Raw genomic sequence first — 16,178 nt, 5'->3', positions numbered from 1 at the left:
GCGGTGGTCAGGGCTGTTCGGGGGCGGGGGTCTCCGGTGCGTCCGCAGGGTCCGCAGAGGCCAGTGCGCCGTCGGTCAGGCCCAGTTCGCGTTCGGCGGTGGCGGCGGCGAGCCGGGTGGCGGCGTACGGGTCCTTGCGCAGGCCGGTGTTGGCGTGGACGGCCAGGCCGTCGATCACGACGAGGATGTGGACGGCCGTCAACACCGGGTCGGTGGTACGGAATTCGCCCTGCTCGACCCCGGCGGCGATGACGTCGCCGAGCCGGCCGCGCCAGTCCGCCTCCTGGTCGAGCACGCGGTCGCGCAGGACGGGGCGGTAGCGGCTGAGGTGGCGGGCGTTGAGCCAGAGCCGGCTCACGTCGTCGTAGGACGGGCCGGTGGTGCGGGCGAAGAAGCGGGCCAGGTGCCGCAACGGGGACCCGTCCCGCGGGTCGGCGGGCAGCAGCGCCTCCAGTTCGGCGGTGGCGGCGCTGCCGAAGGCCTCGGCGACGAGGTCCTCCACGGCGGGGAAGTAGTGGCTGATCAGGCCGGGGCGGACGTCCAGTTGGTCGGCGATCCGGCGCAGGGTGATGCACTCCAGGCCCTCGGTGAGGGCGACCTCGGCAGCGGCGCCGACGATCTCCGCCCGGCGGTCCTCGGGGGACTTGCGAACCCTTTTGCGCTGAACGCTTGACGTCATGGGGCGGATGCTATTGAGTGTGCGACCAATAAGCAAGCAGGTGGGCACGACACCCCCACGGAGGGCCCCCGCATGACGTCCACGCTCCCGGACCACCCCCACACCTCGCCGGACCACCCGGACCACCCGGCGCACCCCGCCGCCCCGCCCCAGCGGGAACCGGGCGGCCGGGTCGAGGTCCACGGCATCGACCACATCCCCGAGACCGAGCGACGCGGTCGCGCCCGCGAACTGTTCCCCGTCTGGGCGGCCGCCAGCGTCAACTACCTCAACCTGGTGGTCGGCGGCGCCCTGGTCCTGAGCGGCCTCGGCCTCTGGCAGGCCTTCGCCGTGGTCGTCCTCGGTAACCTGTTCTGGCTGGGCACCGGCCTGCTCGCGGTCTCCGGACCGGCCGCCGGCGCGCCCAGCGAGGTGATCACCCGCGCCATGTACGGCATCCGGGGCAACCGGGTGAACAACGCGGTCACCGGCTGGATGATCTCCGTCTGCTACTTCGCGCTGAACCTCGCCGCGGCCGCCGTCGCCGCCTTCTCGCTCGCCGAGGAGGCGGGGATCACCCCGACCACCCCGATCAAGATCGCCATCGTGATCGTGATCGTCGTACTCACCCTCACCATCAGCGTCTACGGGCACGCCCTGATCGTCCGGCTCTACCTGCCGATCACCCTCGCCCTCACCGCCGCCTTCGCCGTGGTCGGCTACGCGATCGTCACCCACGCCGACCCCGGCTGGACCCAGCCCGAACCCCTCACCGGCGGCCGACTCTGGGCGCCCGTCCTGGCCGGCGTCACCCTGATCGCCTCCGGCCCGCTCTCCTACACCACCAGCGCGGACTTCTCCCGCTACCTGCCCGCGACCACCGCCCCGCGCGCCGTCCTCGGCTGGACCGCCCTCGGCGGCTTCCTGCCCAGCGTGGTGGTCGGCGGCCTCGGCGTGCTCGGCGCCACCGCCGTCGACATGACCGACCCGCAGGCCGCCCTCCGGCAGATCCTGCCCGGCTGGTTCAACCCGGTCTTCCTGCTCTCCCTGGTGGTCGGCACCATCGCGGTCAACGCCCTCACCGCCTACAGCGCGGGCCTCGCCCTCCAAGCCGTCGGCATCCGCATCCGCCGCACCCGCAGCGTGCTGCTCGACGGCGCGGTCGCCGTCTCGCTCACGCTGTACGCCCTCCTGGTCTCCAACTTCCTCGACACCGTCAGCAACGTGCTCCAGCTGACCGTCGTCCTCCTCGGCCCCAGCACCGCCGTCTACGCCACCGACATCCTGCTCCGCCGCAACCGCTACGACGGCCGCGCCCTCGGCGACGAACGCCCCGGCAGCCCCTTCTGGTACCGCGCCGGCGTCAACCCCGCCGGCGCCATCGCCCTCACGGGCGGCGTCACAGCCGCAGCCCTCGGCGTGGACACCCTCTACACCGGCCCACTGGCCGCCCTGGCCGGGGCGGACGTCGCGCTGCCGGTCGGCATGGTGGTGGCGGCGGTCCTGTACGCCGTGCTGATGCCTCGCCGGCGGGGGTGACGCCGGTCCGGCCGCGTGCGCGCCGCAGGGCGGGTGGGAGTGCTTCCACCGCCCGGGCGGCCGGGCGGCCGGGTTGGTGGGTGACCTGCCCGTGGCGGCCAGCTGTGGGCCGGGCGGTTGGTCGTGGGTCGGGCAGCCGATTCGGTGCCTGTCGCGGGCGGCGAGTGAGGTTCGCGCTGGGGCGTGGGCGGTTCTGTGGCTGGGCCGGGCGGGGGAGACCGCGCGCTTCCAGTAGGCGTGGTGGTGGCGGATCTGTACGCCGGGCCGCCGTTTCCGCGTCGGTTGGCCGACCGACCAGGGTGGACCTCGCGCTGTGGGTGGGCATGGTGACGGCGGTGGTGGTTCAGCACGCCGTGCTGATGCGTCGTTGGTGGGTGTGACGCCGGTCGGGGCTGCTGGTCGTGGCCCGGCTGCGCTGCCGCGGGGCGGGTTGGGTGGTGATTCCGCCGGCTCGGGGGCCGGGTCTGCACTGTTTGCGGTCGGCCCTGAGCCGGGCGGTTGGGGGCAGTCGGTTCGGTGCTGTCGCTGGCGGCGAGTGAGGTTCGCGCTGGGGCGTGGGTGGTTCTGTGGTCGCGCTGGTCGGGGCGGACGTTGCGCTGCCGGTGGGCGAGGTGGTGGCGGTCCTGGATGCGGTGCCGATGCGTCGTTGGCGGGGGTGACGCCAGTCGGGGCTGCTGGCCATGGATCGGCTGTCCCGCCGCCGGGCGGGTGGGAGTGGGGGTGCGGTGGTGTTTCCGCCGGCTCGGTGGCCAGGCTGGCCGGGTTGGTGGGTGACCTGACCGTGGTGGCTGGCCCTGGGGCCGAGCGGTTGGTCGTGGGTCGGACAGTCGGTTCGTCGCTGGCGGCGAGTGAGGTCTGCGCTGGGGCGTGGGTGGTTCTGTGGCTGGGCCGGGCGGGGTGGACCTGGTGCTGCCGGTGGGCACGGTGGCGGCGGCGGGTCGTACGCGGGGCCGCCGTTTTGCGCGACGACCGACCGGCCGGGGGTCCGGCGTCTCCGGGACGGGGCCCGGGGCTGGGCGGCCCGGCTGAGGAGCCGCCAGGAACGCAGGCTCGTCCAGGACAGGCGTGTTGGGGTGGGCTGCCCTGGTCAGGAGGTCTGCTGTGGGCGCCTCGGCACGCCGGTGGGGAAGAGCTGGGTGTGTGTGGCTGGGGTGAGTTCCGGGGTCCCGGGGGCGGGGTCCTGGGTGGGCGGGTCGAGTATGGGGCCGTCTGGAACAGGCGTGTTGGGATGGGCTGACCGGGCGGGTGGCCCCTGTGCGGACGGCCCGGGCGTGTGAGGTCTGGGGAAGCGGCCGATGGCGGGGGCCCGGAGTGGGCGCTTCGTGACGGTGACTGCGGTGGGTGTTCCGGAGTTGACACCACGGGGGGTATGCGGCCACGCGGTAGGGGGCGGTGGCTCGCAGCGGGCTGCTCGGTGGTGGTGGTTCGGAGTGAGCGGCGCGTGGTAGGCGGCGGGTTTCGGGTGGGGATTGCTCCGGTGTGGCCGGTTCGGGGGAGTGGGTGGGACCGGGCGGCCAAAGAAAAAGGCGAGGAGAGTGAATCCCCTTGCCACTTTCAAGCTATACCGTGCCCCCGGGCTTGCGGCAAGGCCCCCGGCATGGCGCAGAATCCCGGCCGTAAGGCCATGACCTGCGGAAACGGGAGTCGTGAAATGCGCGTGTTGATGACGACCTGGGGGTCGCGCGGGGATGTCGAGCCGCTGGCGGGGCTGGCGGTGGTGCTGCGGGGGTTCGGTGTGGAGGTGCGGGTGTGCGCGCCGCCGGACGAGGAGTTCGCGGCGGTGCTGGGGCGGGCGGGGGTGCCGCTGGTGCCGTTCGGTCCGTCGGTGCGGTCGGTGGTGGCCGGCCCGAAGCCGCCGACGGCGGAGGACGCGTTCCGGCTCGCCCGTGAGCTGGTCGCCGTGCGGTTCGAGACGCTGACCGCCGCGGCCGAGGGCTGTGACGTGGTGCTGGCGACCGGCCTGATGCCGGCCGGTGCGCGGGACGTCGCCGAGAAGCTCGGCCTGCCCTACGTGTTGGCCTGCTTCCACATCCTCGGACTGCCCTCGCGGCACTCCCGGCCCGGCCGGCGGCCGGGCACGCCGTCCCCGGACGACGAGACCGACTACCGGAAGCTCTGGGAGCAGGACGCCCAGCGGGTGAACGCGCTGTACGGGGACGCGCTCAACAGCCACCGGGCGGCGATCGGCCTGCCGCCGGTGGAGAACGTCCGCGACCACGTCCTCACCGGACGGCCGTGGCTGGCGGCGGACCCGACGCTGTGCCCGTCGGAGGGCAGGACGGAACTCGACGTGGTGCAGACCGGCGCGTGGATCCTGCCCGACGACCGGCCGCTCCCGGCCGACCTGGAGGCGTTCCTGGCCGCCGGTGAACCGCCCGTGTACGTCGGCTTCGGCAGCATGGCCGCGCACGCCCCGGAGGACATCGCGAGGGTGGCCGTCGAAGCGGGCCGCGCGCACGGACGCCGGGTGCTCCTGGCCCACGGCTGGGCCGGGCTCGCCGCGGTCGACGAGCACGAGGACTGCCACGTCGTCGGCGAGGTGAACCAGCAGGCCCTGTTCCGCCGGGTGGCCGCCGTCGTCCACCACGGTGGTGCGGGCACCACGACGACCGCGGCCATGGCGGGCGCGCCCCAGGTGGTCGTGCCCCGGATCGCCGACCAGCCGTACTGGGCCGGCCGGGTGGCCGAGTTGGGCATCGGCGCGGCCCATCTCGACCGCACGCCGACCGTCGACTCGCTCTCCGCCGCGCTCGCCACGGCCCTGGCGTCCGAGACCCGGGTACGGGCGGAGGCAGTGGCCGGCGGTATCCGCACCGACGGGGCGACGGTGGCCGCGAAGCTGCTGTTCGAGGCGGTGGGCAAGAAGGTACCGGCCGCGTCCCGGTGAGTGGCGGGGGCGGGGCGTGTGCCGCCTCTTCCGGGTGAACGGCGAAGGGTGCCAGGTGAGTTCGGCTTCGGATCGGTCTCCTTCCGATTGATCAGGGGTGGTTGGCGATCCGGGCGCGGCTGGTTCGGGCGGCGATCCGGCGACCGGCGGCCGGGTGTCGGCCGGGTCGGTTAGGGTGCCCACGGGCGCGCCCGGTCACCGCAGGCCGCGCGCGAGGGGAGGGCGGCATGACCGACGGCACGCACGGGGGAGTGGGGCAGGACGGCGACGGTATCCAGTGGCTCCTGGAGATCGGTCGGCCGAGTACCGGCCGACCGGGCGCCAGCCGGTCGTCAATGGGTGGGCCCGGCACGGACGGTGAGGTCGGCGGCGTCGTCTTCGCCCGGGGGATCACGCCCGCGGAGCTCGCCCACCGGATGGGTGCCGACCCGGCCACCGCGACCGAGCCGATCAGTGACACCGAGATCCGGGACCTGGACATCGACGTCTACCGCCCCGGCGACGACGGCGACGGCGTGATCCGGGTCGGCGCGTGCGCCGGCTGGTCGTTCGCGATCGAGTACGGCGACTCCACCGGCGGTGAGCTGCTCACCGAGATAGCGCGCGATGGAGCCGAGGTGGTGCACTTCCGCCCGATGCCGGAGCGGCGGCCGGCCCTGCTGGACTACGCCCGGGACGGTGCCGTGCTGTGCGGCTTCGGCCTCGGCGAGGAGCGCTGGCGCTGGGGCCAGGAGCCGGACCTGCTGGTGCCGGACCTCGTCGCCGCCGGAGTCCTGGAGGCCGACGGCGTGACCTCCTGCGACCCCGGTCGGGAGCCCGACGGGGCCGCCCGCCGCCGCACCCTCGGCGCCGTCGAGCGGCGCTTCGGACTGAGCCTGCCCCGGGACGCCTTCGGTGGGCTGCGCCTGCCGGCGTACGCGGTGCGGGGAACCCCGGGCATGGCGTTGTACTGAGGCGGTGCGCCGGCGAAACAGCAGGAAGAGGAAGAGGAAGCGGAAGAGGAAGGGCAGGAACGGGAACAGCGGGGACAGGGACGACAGAGTCAGGGCGGTCACGGGAGGCTCCTTCCCGGGCCCCATCGGCGGGGCTCCGATGGCCGTCATCCTTGCGTGCCGCCGGTCCGTCGCACATGTGCCGATCGGGAGGTTCCTGCTGCGCCGTTCCTGTCTCGACCCTGCCGATCGGCAGGGTCGAGACAGGGCGGCGACAGGGCCCGGGGGCGGAGAGCGACGTGCCCCGCCGCCGCGGAGAGGCCCCGCAGCCGGGCCGAGCCCGTCAGTCCGAGCCCGTCGGCCCGTCAGCCGGAGCCCGTCGGCCCACCGGCCCGGCACCCGTTCGGCCGGTGGCAGTCGGTTCGGCGCACGCCCCCCGTCCGGGGGTCTCCGCAGGGCATCGGCGGTCCCCGGCCCCTAGGGTCTGTGGTGCGTCGGCGAACCGAGTGCCGCGCGCACGCAGGCCCGCCAGGCGTAGGCCGTCCCGCCGTGAGCCCTCCCGCCGTGCGCCGGGGTGTCCGGCAGGCCCGAGACCGCGCGCCGGGGTGCCCGGCCGACCGAGAGGTGGACCCGCCCCATGCACACCGTCGTCCGCGGCGCCGGAGCGCTCGGCCTGACCGTCCTGCTGCTCACCGCGGCCATCGGCTGCCAGGGCGACGGCTCCTCCGCCGCCGAGCCCGCGCCGACCTCCCCGACCTCCCCGACCACCGGGACGGCGGCAGCGACCGGCACCGCCACCGCGGCCGCCACCGGACTGGCCGCCCAACAGCTGGACTGGCACGCCTGCCCCGCCCCCACCGGCGCCCAGGGCGACGGCACCGCGCCCGCCGCCGACTGGCAGTGCGCCACCCTCAAGACCCCGCTGGACCACGGCAAACCGGACGGCACGACGATCGGTCTCGCGCTGATCCGCAGCCGGGCCAAGGACGAGCAGCACCGGATCGGCTCGCTGCTGTTCAACTTCGGCGGCCCCGGTGCCTCCGGCGTGGCCACCCTGCCGGCCCTGGCCGCGACCTACTCCTCCCTCAACTCCCGCTACGACCTGGTGAGTTTCGACCCGCGCGGGGTCGGCGCCAGCGACGGGGTGACGTGCCTGGACGACCGGGCGATGGACGCCGCCACCGCCGCCGACAGCACCCCCGACACCCCCGACGCGGTGAAGGCCCTGGACGACGGCAACGCCCGCTTCGTCGCCGCCTGCGAGCACAACTCCGGCGCGGTGCTGCCGTACGTGGACACCGAGAGCGCCGCGCGCGACATGGACCTGATGCGGCAGGTGCTGGGCGACCCGAAGCTCTCCTACTTCGGCATCAGCTACGGCACCCAGCTCGGCGGCGTCTACGCGCACTTGTTCCCGCAGCAGGTCGGCCGGATGGTGCTGGACTCGGTGGTCGACCCCACCAAGGACCCGCAGCAGGCCGCGCTCGGCCAGGCCCAGGGCTTCCAACTCGCCCTCGACGACTTCATGAAGGCCTGCGCCGCCCAGGTCGGGGCCGCCTGCCCGACCGGCGCGGGCGGCGACGAGGGCACCGCGAAGGTCACCGCCCTGGTGCAGAAGCTGGCGCAGTCGCCGCTGCCGACCACCCAGGGGCGGCAGCTCACCGAGAGCCTGGCGATCACCGGCATCGCGGGCGCCCTGTACAGCCAGGAGACCTGGCCCGTGCTGGCCGCCGGGCTCACCCAGGCGATGGACCAGGGGACCGGCGACACGCTGCTCCAGCTCTCCGACGCGCTGAACGGGCGCGACGCGCAGGGGCACTACAGCAACCTGAACGCCGCGAACCGGGCGATCAGTTGCGTGGACGCCCGGCAGCGCTACTCGGACCAGGACGTGCAGCAGCAGCTGCCGCAGTTCCAGGCCGCCTCCCCGGTGTTCGGGTCCTACACCGCCTGGGGACTGACCGCCTGCACCGGTTGGCCCGTCCCCGGCAAGGCCGCCCACCCGGAGGTGTCCGCGCCGGGGGCCGCCCCGATCCTGGTGGTCGGCACCACCGGCGATCCGGCCACCCCGGTGGAGGGCGCCCGTACGATGGCGCAGCAGCTCGGCGCGGGCGTCGGCGTCACCGTCACGCTGCAGGGCGAGGGGCACGGCGGCTACAACACCGGCAACCCGTGCCTGAAGCAGACCGTGGACGCCTACCTGCTGGACGGGACGGTGCCGGCGGACGGGACGACCTGCGGCTGAGCGGTCGGCGGGGCGTGCGGGGCGTGCAGGGCGTGCGGGCCGTGCCGGGCGCGCAGGGCGTGCAGGGACGGACGGCCGGGAGTGAAAGTGGCCCACTGGAACGGCCATCGATTGGCCCTGGAGAGTGGGCCACTCTGTCACTAGTCTTCTCAGCGTGACCAACGACGTGACGAACACCGCGCCCGCCCAGCACCACCTCGACCAGCTCGCCGCCCGGCTTCCCGACCGGTACCCCGGCAACGGCCACCGGGCCGGCGACGACACCGTCAGGAACGACACCGTCAAGGTCGACTTCTACTTCGACCCCGTCTGCCCCTTCGCCTGGATAACCTCCCGGTGGATCCTGGAAGTCGAGAAGCAGCGCGAACTCGACCTGAACTTCCGGGTGATGAGCCTGTCCGTCCTCAACGAGGGCCGCACCGACCTGCCCGAGCGCTACCAGCGCCTGATGACCACCGGCTGGGGCCCCGTGCGGGTCTGCATCGCCGCCGCCGAGCAGCACGGCCCGCAGGTGCTGCGCGAGCTGTACACCGAGCTCGGCACCCGGCTGCACGACCAGGACCGGGCCGCCGACGACGCCGTCATCCGGGAGGCGTTGGCGGCGGCGGGCCTGCCGGAGGAGCTGGCCGAGGCGGCGAACAGCACGGAGTACGACGAGGCCCTGCGCAAGAGCCACCACGAGGGCATGGACCCGGTCGGCGAGGAGGTCGGGACGCCGACCATCCACGTGGACGGCGTCGCCTTCTTCGGCCCGGTGCTGAGCGCCATCCCGCGCGGCGAGGACGCCGTACGGGTCTTCGACGGTGTGCGGCTGCTGGCCGGGTACCCGAAGTTCTTCGAGCTCAAGCGGACCCGGACGGACGCGCTCGACTTCTCCTGACCCGCCCCGGCGGAGGCCGCGCCGAGCCCGCACTGAGCCCTCGCCGAGCCCGCATCGGGCGTGCCCGCACGGAGGACTGCCGCGGGCCCGGACTGCGGCCCGTCAGCCCCGGCGGCGCTGCTTGATCCTGATCGGCCCCGACCGGGGGTGGCCGATCACGGTCAGCACCGGGGCGCCCGGCTCCGCCTGCTCGGCCGCCTTGTTGACGATGTTTCCGGTGTTGGTGCTCGACGGGTCGATCCGTACGCCCCAGCCGCGCGGGACGACCAGCCGGATGTGGCCCATGCCGGTCGAGGCCTCGACCGTGATCTCCCGGTGGGGGCACACGGCCTCGGTGAAGTCGACCGTGAGCAGCGAGATCTTGGTTTCCGCGACGATCCGACGGGGCACGGACCAGCGGCCGCTCTGCACCATGTTGTTCATCCGGGGCCGGAGCGTGAGGACCTCCTCCGCCGCGGACGCCTCCCGGGCCTCCGGCCGGCCGCCGAGGTCGGCCACCAGGATGTCGAGTTCGCCGTACGTCCGCGCGGCGTAGGTGCGGTCGAGCCGCTCCTCCAGTTCCCCGAGGTCGATGCGGCCGTCGCCGGCGGCGACCCGCAACTGCTCGGCCACCGCCTCCCGGTCGCTGTCCCCGGCCCGGGGTTCCACGGCGGCCTCGGGCGTCTTGTGCGGCGCTGGCAGTTCCTCGTTGACCATGCGGCTACTCTAGGTCGCGAATCGTCCTGGCGGGCGGCTCGATCGCCAACTCCGTACGGCCCGAGGACCCTTGAGCGCGCCCGGAGGAGCGCCCGGAGGGGCAGCCGAAGGAGCGGCCGGACGACGGGCTTCGCCGGGTGCGGTGGAAGCGCCCGGTAGGCCTCCGCAAACCGTTCGCGACGGCGCGACCCCACGTACCGGACCGGCCTTCGGCCTGCCCGAGTCCGCCTCCCGAGTCCGACGCCGTGCCCGACGCCCGTTCCCGCCTCCCGAGCCCGATCCGGCGCTGCGGGCACGTGGCGCCGAGCGGGTCGTTCTCCCCCGAGTGGACCGCTGCCACCCCCTTCAGGCTCCCGTCCGGGCGCGGAGAGTCCGACCATGGAGGGGCGGAGGCTGTCCGGCCCCCCGAGAGGCGGTGAGCGTGGATGATCGCACGAATCCGGCTGCGCGTCGCCCGTCACCCCACGACCCCGCCGGGCTCCGGCCCCGACCCCGGCCCGAGGCAGGGCTGGGGCCAACCACGGGGCCAGGGCCCGGGCCCGGGCCGGAACCAGCGCCCCGGCCCCGGCGGCCCGGCCAAGCCCCCGCCGCCCTCGTGGCGCCGCTGGCTGCTGCCCGTCGCCGTACTGGTGACGCTGCTCCTGCTGGTGCTCTTCTCCAACCCCGGCAAGCCCGGCACCCGCTACGGCTACACCGACTTCGTGAACCGGGTCGACGCCGGCCAGGTGCAGACCGTGGACGTCAGCGACACCGGCGCGGTGAGCGGCACGCTCAAGGACGGCACCCGCTTCAGCAGCCAGATCCCGACCGCCCTGGACACCTCCCAGCTCAGCAGCGCGCTATCCGACCACCACGTGACCGTCACCGGCAGCCGGAGCAGCGGCGGCGGCTCGATCTGGTCCTCCCTGCTGCTGTTCCTGCCGCTGCTGATCTTCGGCGGGCTCTTCCTCTGGTCCGGCCGGATGGCCGCCCGTTCGCTGGGCGGCGGTCTGAGCGCCATCGGACGGTCCCGGGCCAAGATCATCGAGGCGGAGCGGCCGGACACCGGGTTCGCCGACGTGGCGGGGTACGAGGGGGTGAAGCAGGAGGTCAGCGAGGTGGTCGACTTCCTGCGCAGCCCGGAGCGGTACGCCGCCGCCGGGGCCAAGGGGCCGCGCGGGGTGATCATGGTCGGGCCGCCCGGCACCGGCAAGACCCTGCTCGCCCGGGCGGTCGCCGGCGAGGCCTCGGTGCCCTTCCTCTCGGTGACCGGCTCCGGCTTCGTGGAAATGTTCGTCGGCGTCGGCGCCTCCCGGGTCCGCGACCTCTTCGACGAGGCCCGCAAGCGCGCGCCGTCGATCATCTTCATCGACGAGATCGACGCCGTCGGCGGCCGCCGGGCGGGCGGCACCCGGCTCGGCGGCAACGACGAGCGCGAGCAGACCCTGAACCAGCTGCTCGCCGAGATGGACGGCTTCGACCAGAGCACCGGCATCGTCGTCATCGCCGCCACCAACCGCCCGGACGCCCTCGACCCGGCCCTGCTGCGCCCCGGCCGCTTCGACCGGCAGGTCACCGTCCCGCTGCCCAACCAGGCCGAGCGGGCCGCCATCCTCGCCGTGCACGCCCGCGGCAAGACCCTGGCCCCGGACGTCGACCTCGGGCGGCTCGCCCGCGGCACCCCCGGCTTCTCCGGCGCCGACCTCGCCAACCTGGTCAACGAGGCCGCCATCAACGCCGTGCGCGCCGACCGGGCCACCCTCACCGCCGACGACCTCGACACCGCCCGCGACCGGGTGCTGCTCGGCCGCCGGGAGTCCTCCAACGCGCTGCTGCCCGACGAGCGGCACGCCGTCGCCGTGCACGAGTCCGGACACGCGCTGGTCGCCGCGCTGTGCGAGCACGCCGACCCGGTCGCCAAGGTGACGATCCTCCCGGCCGGCGTCGCCCTCGGTGCCACCGAGCAGCTGCCCGAGGCCGAACGGCACTTGTACAGCGAGGCCTACCTGGTCGACCTGATCACCGTCCAGCTCGGCGGCCGGGCGGCGGAGCTGGTGGTCTTCGGCGAGGGCTCCACCGGCGCCGCGAACGACCTCGCCAACGCCACCTCGGTCGCCACCCGGATGGTCCGCGAGTTCGGCCTCTCCCCGGAACTCGGCCCGGTCGGCTACTCCAGCGGCACCCCGCACTACCTCGGCGACAACCCCGAGGACCTGCTGCGCCGCCCGTACTCCGAGCAGACCCAGCGCGCCGTGGACGAGGCGGTGGCCCGCCTGCTGCGCGGCGCCGAGCGGCGGGCCGTCGCCCTGCTCACCGACCACCGGCACCACCTGGACGAGCTGGCGGCGCTGCTGGTCGCCCAGGAGACGGTGGACGGCCGGGTGGTGCTCGACATCCTGTCGCACCCGGCGCCGGGGCCGGAGCGGCCGGTCTCGCTGCGGAAGCCGGACGGGCCCGAAGGAGCGGACGCGGACGGGTCGGGGGCACCGGCGGAGGCGGGTGCGCAGGCGGCACCGGCGGACACGGACGCGCAGGCGGAACCGGGGGAGGCCCCCCGCCCGTGACGGCCGCGTCGTGGGTGGTCGTATCCTCGTGATCGCGTCACGTACCCACCGTCCCGAGGAGTCGGAATGACCGAGCCCCTGCCCGCCGACGTCCAGCGGGAGATCGCCCGTGCCCTCGGGGTCGTCCCCGTGCCGGACCCCGCGAAGGAGGCCGAGCGGCGGGTGGAGTTCCTGGTCGGCCAGGTGCGGGCCACCGGCGCGCGCAGCCTGGTGCTCGGCATCAGCGGCGGCGTCGACTCCACCACCGCCGGGCGCCTGTGCCAGCTCGCCGTCGAGCGGCTGCGGGCCGAGGGGCACCAGGTGACCTTCACCGCCATGCGGCTGCCGTACGGCGTCCAGGCGGACGAGGCGGACGCCCAGCTCGCGCTCGGCTTCATCCGCGCCGACGAGGTGCTGACCGTCGACGTCAAGCCCGCCACCGACGGCGCGCTCGCCGCCCTGAAGGCGGCCGGCCTGACCTACGGCGACCACGGCCACGAGGACTTCGTCGGCGGCAACGTCAAGGCCCGCCAGCGGATGGTGGTCCAGTACGCGGCGGCGGGCGCCAAGGGCGGGCTGGTCGTCGGCACCGACCACGCGGCCGAGGCCGCGGTCGGCTTCTTCACCAAGTTCGGGGACGGCGCGGCCGACGTGATGCCGCTGTCCGGCCTCACCAAGCGCCAGGTGCGGGCGGTCGCCGAGGCGCTGGGCGCGCCCGCCGAGCTGGTCAAGAAGGTCCCGACCGCCGACCTGGAGGACCTCGCCCCCGGCCGCCCCGACGAGGACGCCCTCGGTGTCAGCTACGACGCCCTGGACGACTTCCTGGAGGGCATGCCGGTCAGCGAGGAGGTCTTCCGCACCGTCCTCGGCCACTACCGCCGCACCGAGCACAAGCGCAACCTGCCGGTCGTCCCGCCGGTGGTCTGACCGGTCCGGACGAGCGCGCCGCCGGCGCCGGGCTCCGGAGCGGTCCGCCGGGGCCGGGGCCGGGGGCGAAGGCACTCGGCGGTTTGATCATGACGTGGACGACCAGGCCCCCGGTACCGCCAGGTGACCGGGGGTCTGCCGAGCAGTGCCCGGCGCGTACGGGCCGAAGCCCGAGGGGGGCGGAGTGACGACGGTGGAGCGGCTCGCGGTGGTGTCCGGCGGCGGGACCGGGATCGGCCGGGCGATCGCGGCGCGGCTGGTCCGGGACGGGCACCGGGTGGTGGTCCTCGGCCGCCGGGCGGCGGTGCTGGAGCAGGCCCGGGAGGAGATCGAGCGGACCGCCGGACCGGGGCGCGTCGTGCCGGTGGCGGCCGATCTGACCGACCCGGCGGCGGTCGAGGCGGCGGCGGCCCGGATCGCCGGGCTCGGGCCGGTGGACGTGCTGGTGAACAACGCGGGCGCGATCGTCACCCCGCCCGCCGATGACGGTCTGGCCGCGCTGGCCGCCGCCTGGCGGCGGGACCTGGACGGCAATCTGCTCACCGCCGTGCTGCTGACCACCGCGCTCCAGGACGCGCTGCGGCGGCCCGGCGGCCGGCTGGTGGTGATCAGTTCGGCCGCGGCCCAGCGCGGCGGCGCGGGCCCGCACTCGGCGGGCTCGTACGCCGCGGCCAAGGCCGCGCTGCACGGCTGGGCCTTCGGCCTGGCGCGGCAGTTGGGGCCGGACGGGATCACGGTGAACGTGCTCGCGCCCGGGTACGTCGAGTCCACCGAGATCTTCGGGGCGGGCTGGAGCGAGGAGTTCCACGCGCGGAAGGTGGCCGACACCCTGGTCGGCCGGGCGGGCACCCCGGCCGACGTGGCCGAGGCGGTCGCCTACCTGGCCTCGCCGGCCGCCGGGTACCTGACCGGTCAGGTGATCGGGCTCAACGGCGGTGCGGTGCTGGGCCGTTGAGCCCGGCCGGAGGGCCTGCGGCCTACTGCTCCGCGATCCAGTCCGTCACCAGCTCCTCCAGCACCCCCAGCGGCAGGCTGCCGTGCCCGATCAGCCGGTGGTGGAACTCCCGGACGTCGAACCGGGCGCCGAGCGCCGCCTCGGCCCGCTCGCGGTGCCGCACGATCTCCCGGCGGCCGATCAGGTAGGCGGTGGCCTGGCCCGGCCAGGCGATGTAGCGGTCGATCTCGTTGCGGACGTTGGCCTCGGGGGTCGCGGTGTTGGCCCGCATGTAGGCCTTCGCCCGCTCCCGGGACCAGCCGTAGTGGTGCATCCCGGTGTCCACCACCAGCCGGACCGCCCGCATCGCGTCCAGCGAGAGCATCCCGAACCGGGACAGCTCCGAGCCGTACAGCCCCATCTCGTCCGCGAGCCGCTCGGTGTACAGGCCCCAGCCCTCGACGTGGGCGGTCAGCTGGCCGCTCGGGTTCCGCCGGAACCGCGGCAGGTGGTGCAGGGTCTGCGCGACGGCGAGCTGGAGGTGGTGGCCGGGAACGCTCTCGTGGAAGGCGATCGCCTCGTACTCGTAGCTGAACCGGGTCTCCGGGCGCAGCGTGTTGATCCAGTGGGTGCCGGGCAGTCCGCCCGGGCCCGGCGGCTGGTAGTAGGCCAGCGGCGCGGTCTCCGCCTCGATCGGGTCGATCTCCCTGGTCACGCAGTCGGCGATCGGGTACGGGCGGAACCAGTCCGGGGCGGCGCGGCGGGCCCGGTCCAGGGCGCCGTCCGCCAGGGCGACGATCTCGGCCGCGCTGCCGAAGCGCAGCGAGCGGTCCTCGCGCAGCGCGGTCAGCACGGCGGCCGGGTCGGTGATGCCCAGCACCTTGCCGCCCAGCTCGGCGAACTCCTCGCGCAGCGCCGCGACGGCCTCCAGACCGATCCGGTGCACCTCCTCCGGGGTGAGCCCGGGCCGGGTGAAGCGGGCGACGGCGTCCGCGTAGCCCTCGGCGCCGCCCGGCACGTGGCAGACCCCGGGCTTGTCGTCCGGCCGGGCGCCCGGTGCCAGCCGCTGGGCCAGCCCGGCCAGGAAGCGGGCCACCGCGGGGCGGACGGCGTCGCGCACGATCGCCAGGGCGCGCTCGGACTCCGGGCGGCCGGCCAGCGGCCGCAGCAGCTTGTCCTCGGCCGGGGCGGTCGCCAGGTGGGCCTCCAGCTGGGCGACGGCGGCGTCGACCCCGCTGCGCAGCGGGTGGCGGCCCTCGGCGGCGGCGTCCAGGGTGCGGCGCAGGACGGCGTCGAAGTAGTCGGGCAGCGCGGCGAGGCGTTCCAGGTAGGCGTCGGCGCCCTCCTGGTCGATCGAGGTCATGGCGAGCGCGGTGAAGGCCTCGTTCTGCGGGGCGACGATGGTCGCCGAGACGCTGAACTCGGCCAGCCCGTGGGTGATCTGGCCGATGCCGTTGGCGAGCAGCCGGGCGAGCACCCGGTGGGTGATCCGGTCCTCGCCGGCCAGCGAGTCCAGCGGGACCGCGGCCAGCCGGGCGGTGAAGCCCAGCAGGGCCTCGCGGTGGCGGTGCGCGGCCACGCGGGACGGGTCGGGCACCAGGTGGGCGTAGCCCTCGACCCCGCTGAGGGTCGCGTCGAACGGGTTGTGGGTGTTCTCGGCGTCGAAGAACTCCTCCGCGAGTGCGGCGAGTCCGGTGTGCTGAGGCTGTTCGATCACGGTCGCTCCCCCGATGCGGTGTACCGCGGCGCGGCGTACCGCCGTGCCCGGTCCCGCCGATTATTCGGAGCGATCGGCGGCCCGGTCAATACGCGCTGGTGGGACGGGGGTTCCGTCCCCTCCCGCTGGCGCTCGCCACGCACGGACCCACCTGCGAAGCCGCGTACGGACCCACCCGCGGACCCGCGTACGGACCCGCGCACACGACGGTGCCGGCGTCCGTCGGAACGGACGCCGGCAC

The 16,178-nt window shown here is 74.7% G+C and carries 11 protein-coding genes; 8 read left to right on the top strand and 3 right to left on the bottom strand.

The annotated features are described in order from the left end of the window. Positions 1–7: 7 nt before the first annotated feature. Complete coding sequence (locus ACWDCZ_RS19445; RefSeq protein WP_387974579.1) at positions 8–679, bottom strand: TetR/AcrR family transcriptional regulator; 672 nt, start codon at positions 677–679, stop codon at positions 8–10. A 72-nt stretch (positions 680–751) separates the two neighbouring features. On the opposite strand from ACWDCZ_RS19445, the gene ACWDCZ_RS19440 reads away from it, so the two are divergent. From ACWDCZ_RS19440 to ACWDCZ_RS19420, 5 genes are all read left to right on the top strand, one after another. Continuing rightward, the gene (locus ACWDCZ_RS19440) at positions 752–2,197 is read left to right on the top strand and encodes a purine-cytosine permease family protein (RefSeq protein ID WP_449816497.1); all 1,446 of its coding nucleotides are present in this window, start codon (positions 752–754) and stop codon (positions 2,195–2,197) included. A gap of 1,651 nt (positions 2,198–3,848) precedes the next feature. Further along, positions 3,849–5,084, top strand: a complete 1,236-nt coding sequence (locus ACWDCZ_RS19435; protein WP_449816496.1) for a glycosyltransferase — start codon at positions 3,849–3,851, stop codon at positions 5,082–5,084. Between the two features lie 227 nt (positions 5,085–5,311). Beyond that, positions 5,312–6,037, top strand: a complete 726-nt coding sequence (locus ACWDCZ_RS19430) for a DUF6461 domain-containing protein (RefSeq protein WP_449816495.1) — start codon at positions 5,312–5,314, stop codon at positions 6,035–6,037. Positions 6,038–6,653: 616 nt separating this feature from the next. After that, entirely contained in the window at positions 6,654–8,261 is a 1,608-nt protein-coding gene (locus tag ACWDCZ_RS19425; protein WP_449811674.1) for an alpha/beta hydrolase, read from the top strand. Positions 8,262–8,415: 154 nt separating this feature from the next. Next, on the top strand, positions 8,416–9,141 hold the full coding sequence (locus ACWDCZ_RS19420; RefSeq protein WP_449816494.1) for a mycothiol-dependent nitroreductase Rv2466c family protein: 726 nt from the start codon (positions 8,416–8,418) through the stop codon (positions 9,139–9,141). Positions 9,142–9,243: 102 nt separating this feature from the next. Here ACWDCZ_RS19420 and ACWDCZ_RS19415 read toward each other — a convergent pair whose 3' ends face one another. Beyond that, complete coding sequence (locus ACWDCZ_RS19415; RefSeq protein ID WP_449816493.1) at positions 9,244–9,837, bottom strand: DUF1707 SHOCT-like domain-containing protein; 594 nt, start codon at positions 9,835–9,837, stop codon at positions 9,244–9,246. A 425-nt stretch (positions 9,838–10,262) separates the two neighbouring features. Between ACWDCZ_RS19415 and ftsH the strand changes: the two genes are divergently transcribed. From ftsH to ACWDCZ_RS19400, 3 genes are all read left to right on the top strand, one after another. Next, on the top strand, positions 10,263–12,380 hold the full coding sequence (gene ftsH, locus ACWDCZ_RS19410; RefSeq protein WP_449816492.1) for an ATP-dependent zinc metalloprotease FtsH: 2,118 nt from the start codon (positions 10,263–10,265) through the stop codon (positions 12,378–12,380). A 66-nt stretch (positions 12,381–12,446) separates the two neighbouring features. Further along, on the top strand, positions 12,447–13,286 hold the full coding sequence (gene nadE, locus ACWDCZ_RS19405; protein WP_049651600.1) for an ammonia-dependent NAD(+) synthetase: 840 nt from the start codon (positions 12,447–12,449) through the stop codon (positions 13,284–13,286). Between the two features lie 184 nt (positions 13,287–13,470). After that, complete coding sequence (locus ACWDCZ_RS19400; RefSeq protein ID WP_380738500.1) at positions 13,471–14,241, top strand: SDR family NAD(P)-dependent oxidoreductase; 771 nt, start codon at positions 13,471–13,473, stop codon at positions 14,239–14,241. A 22-nt stretch (positions 14,242–14,263) separates the two neighbouring features. On the opposite strand, the gene ACWDCZ_RS19395 is transcribed toward ACWDCZ_RS19400, so the two are convergent. After that, the gene (locus ACWDCZ_RS19395; protein WP_449816491.1) at positions 14,264–15,937 is read right to left on the bottom strand and encodes a DUF885 domain-containing protein; all 1,674 of its coding nucleotides are present in this window, start codon (positions 15,935–15,937) and stop codon (positions 14,264–14,266) included. Positions 15,938–16,178 lie beyond the last annotated feature (241 nt).

It is taken from the genome of Kitasatospora sp. NPDC001225, assembly GCF_053597855.1.
This window is presented reverse-complemented; position numbering and strand designations above follow the sequence as displayed.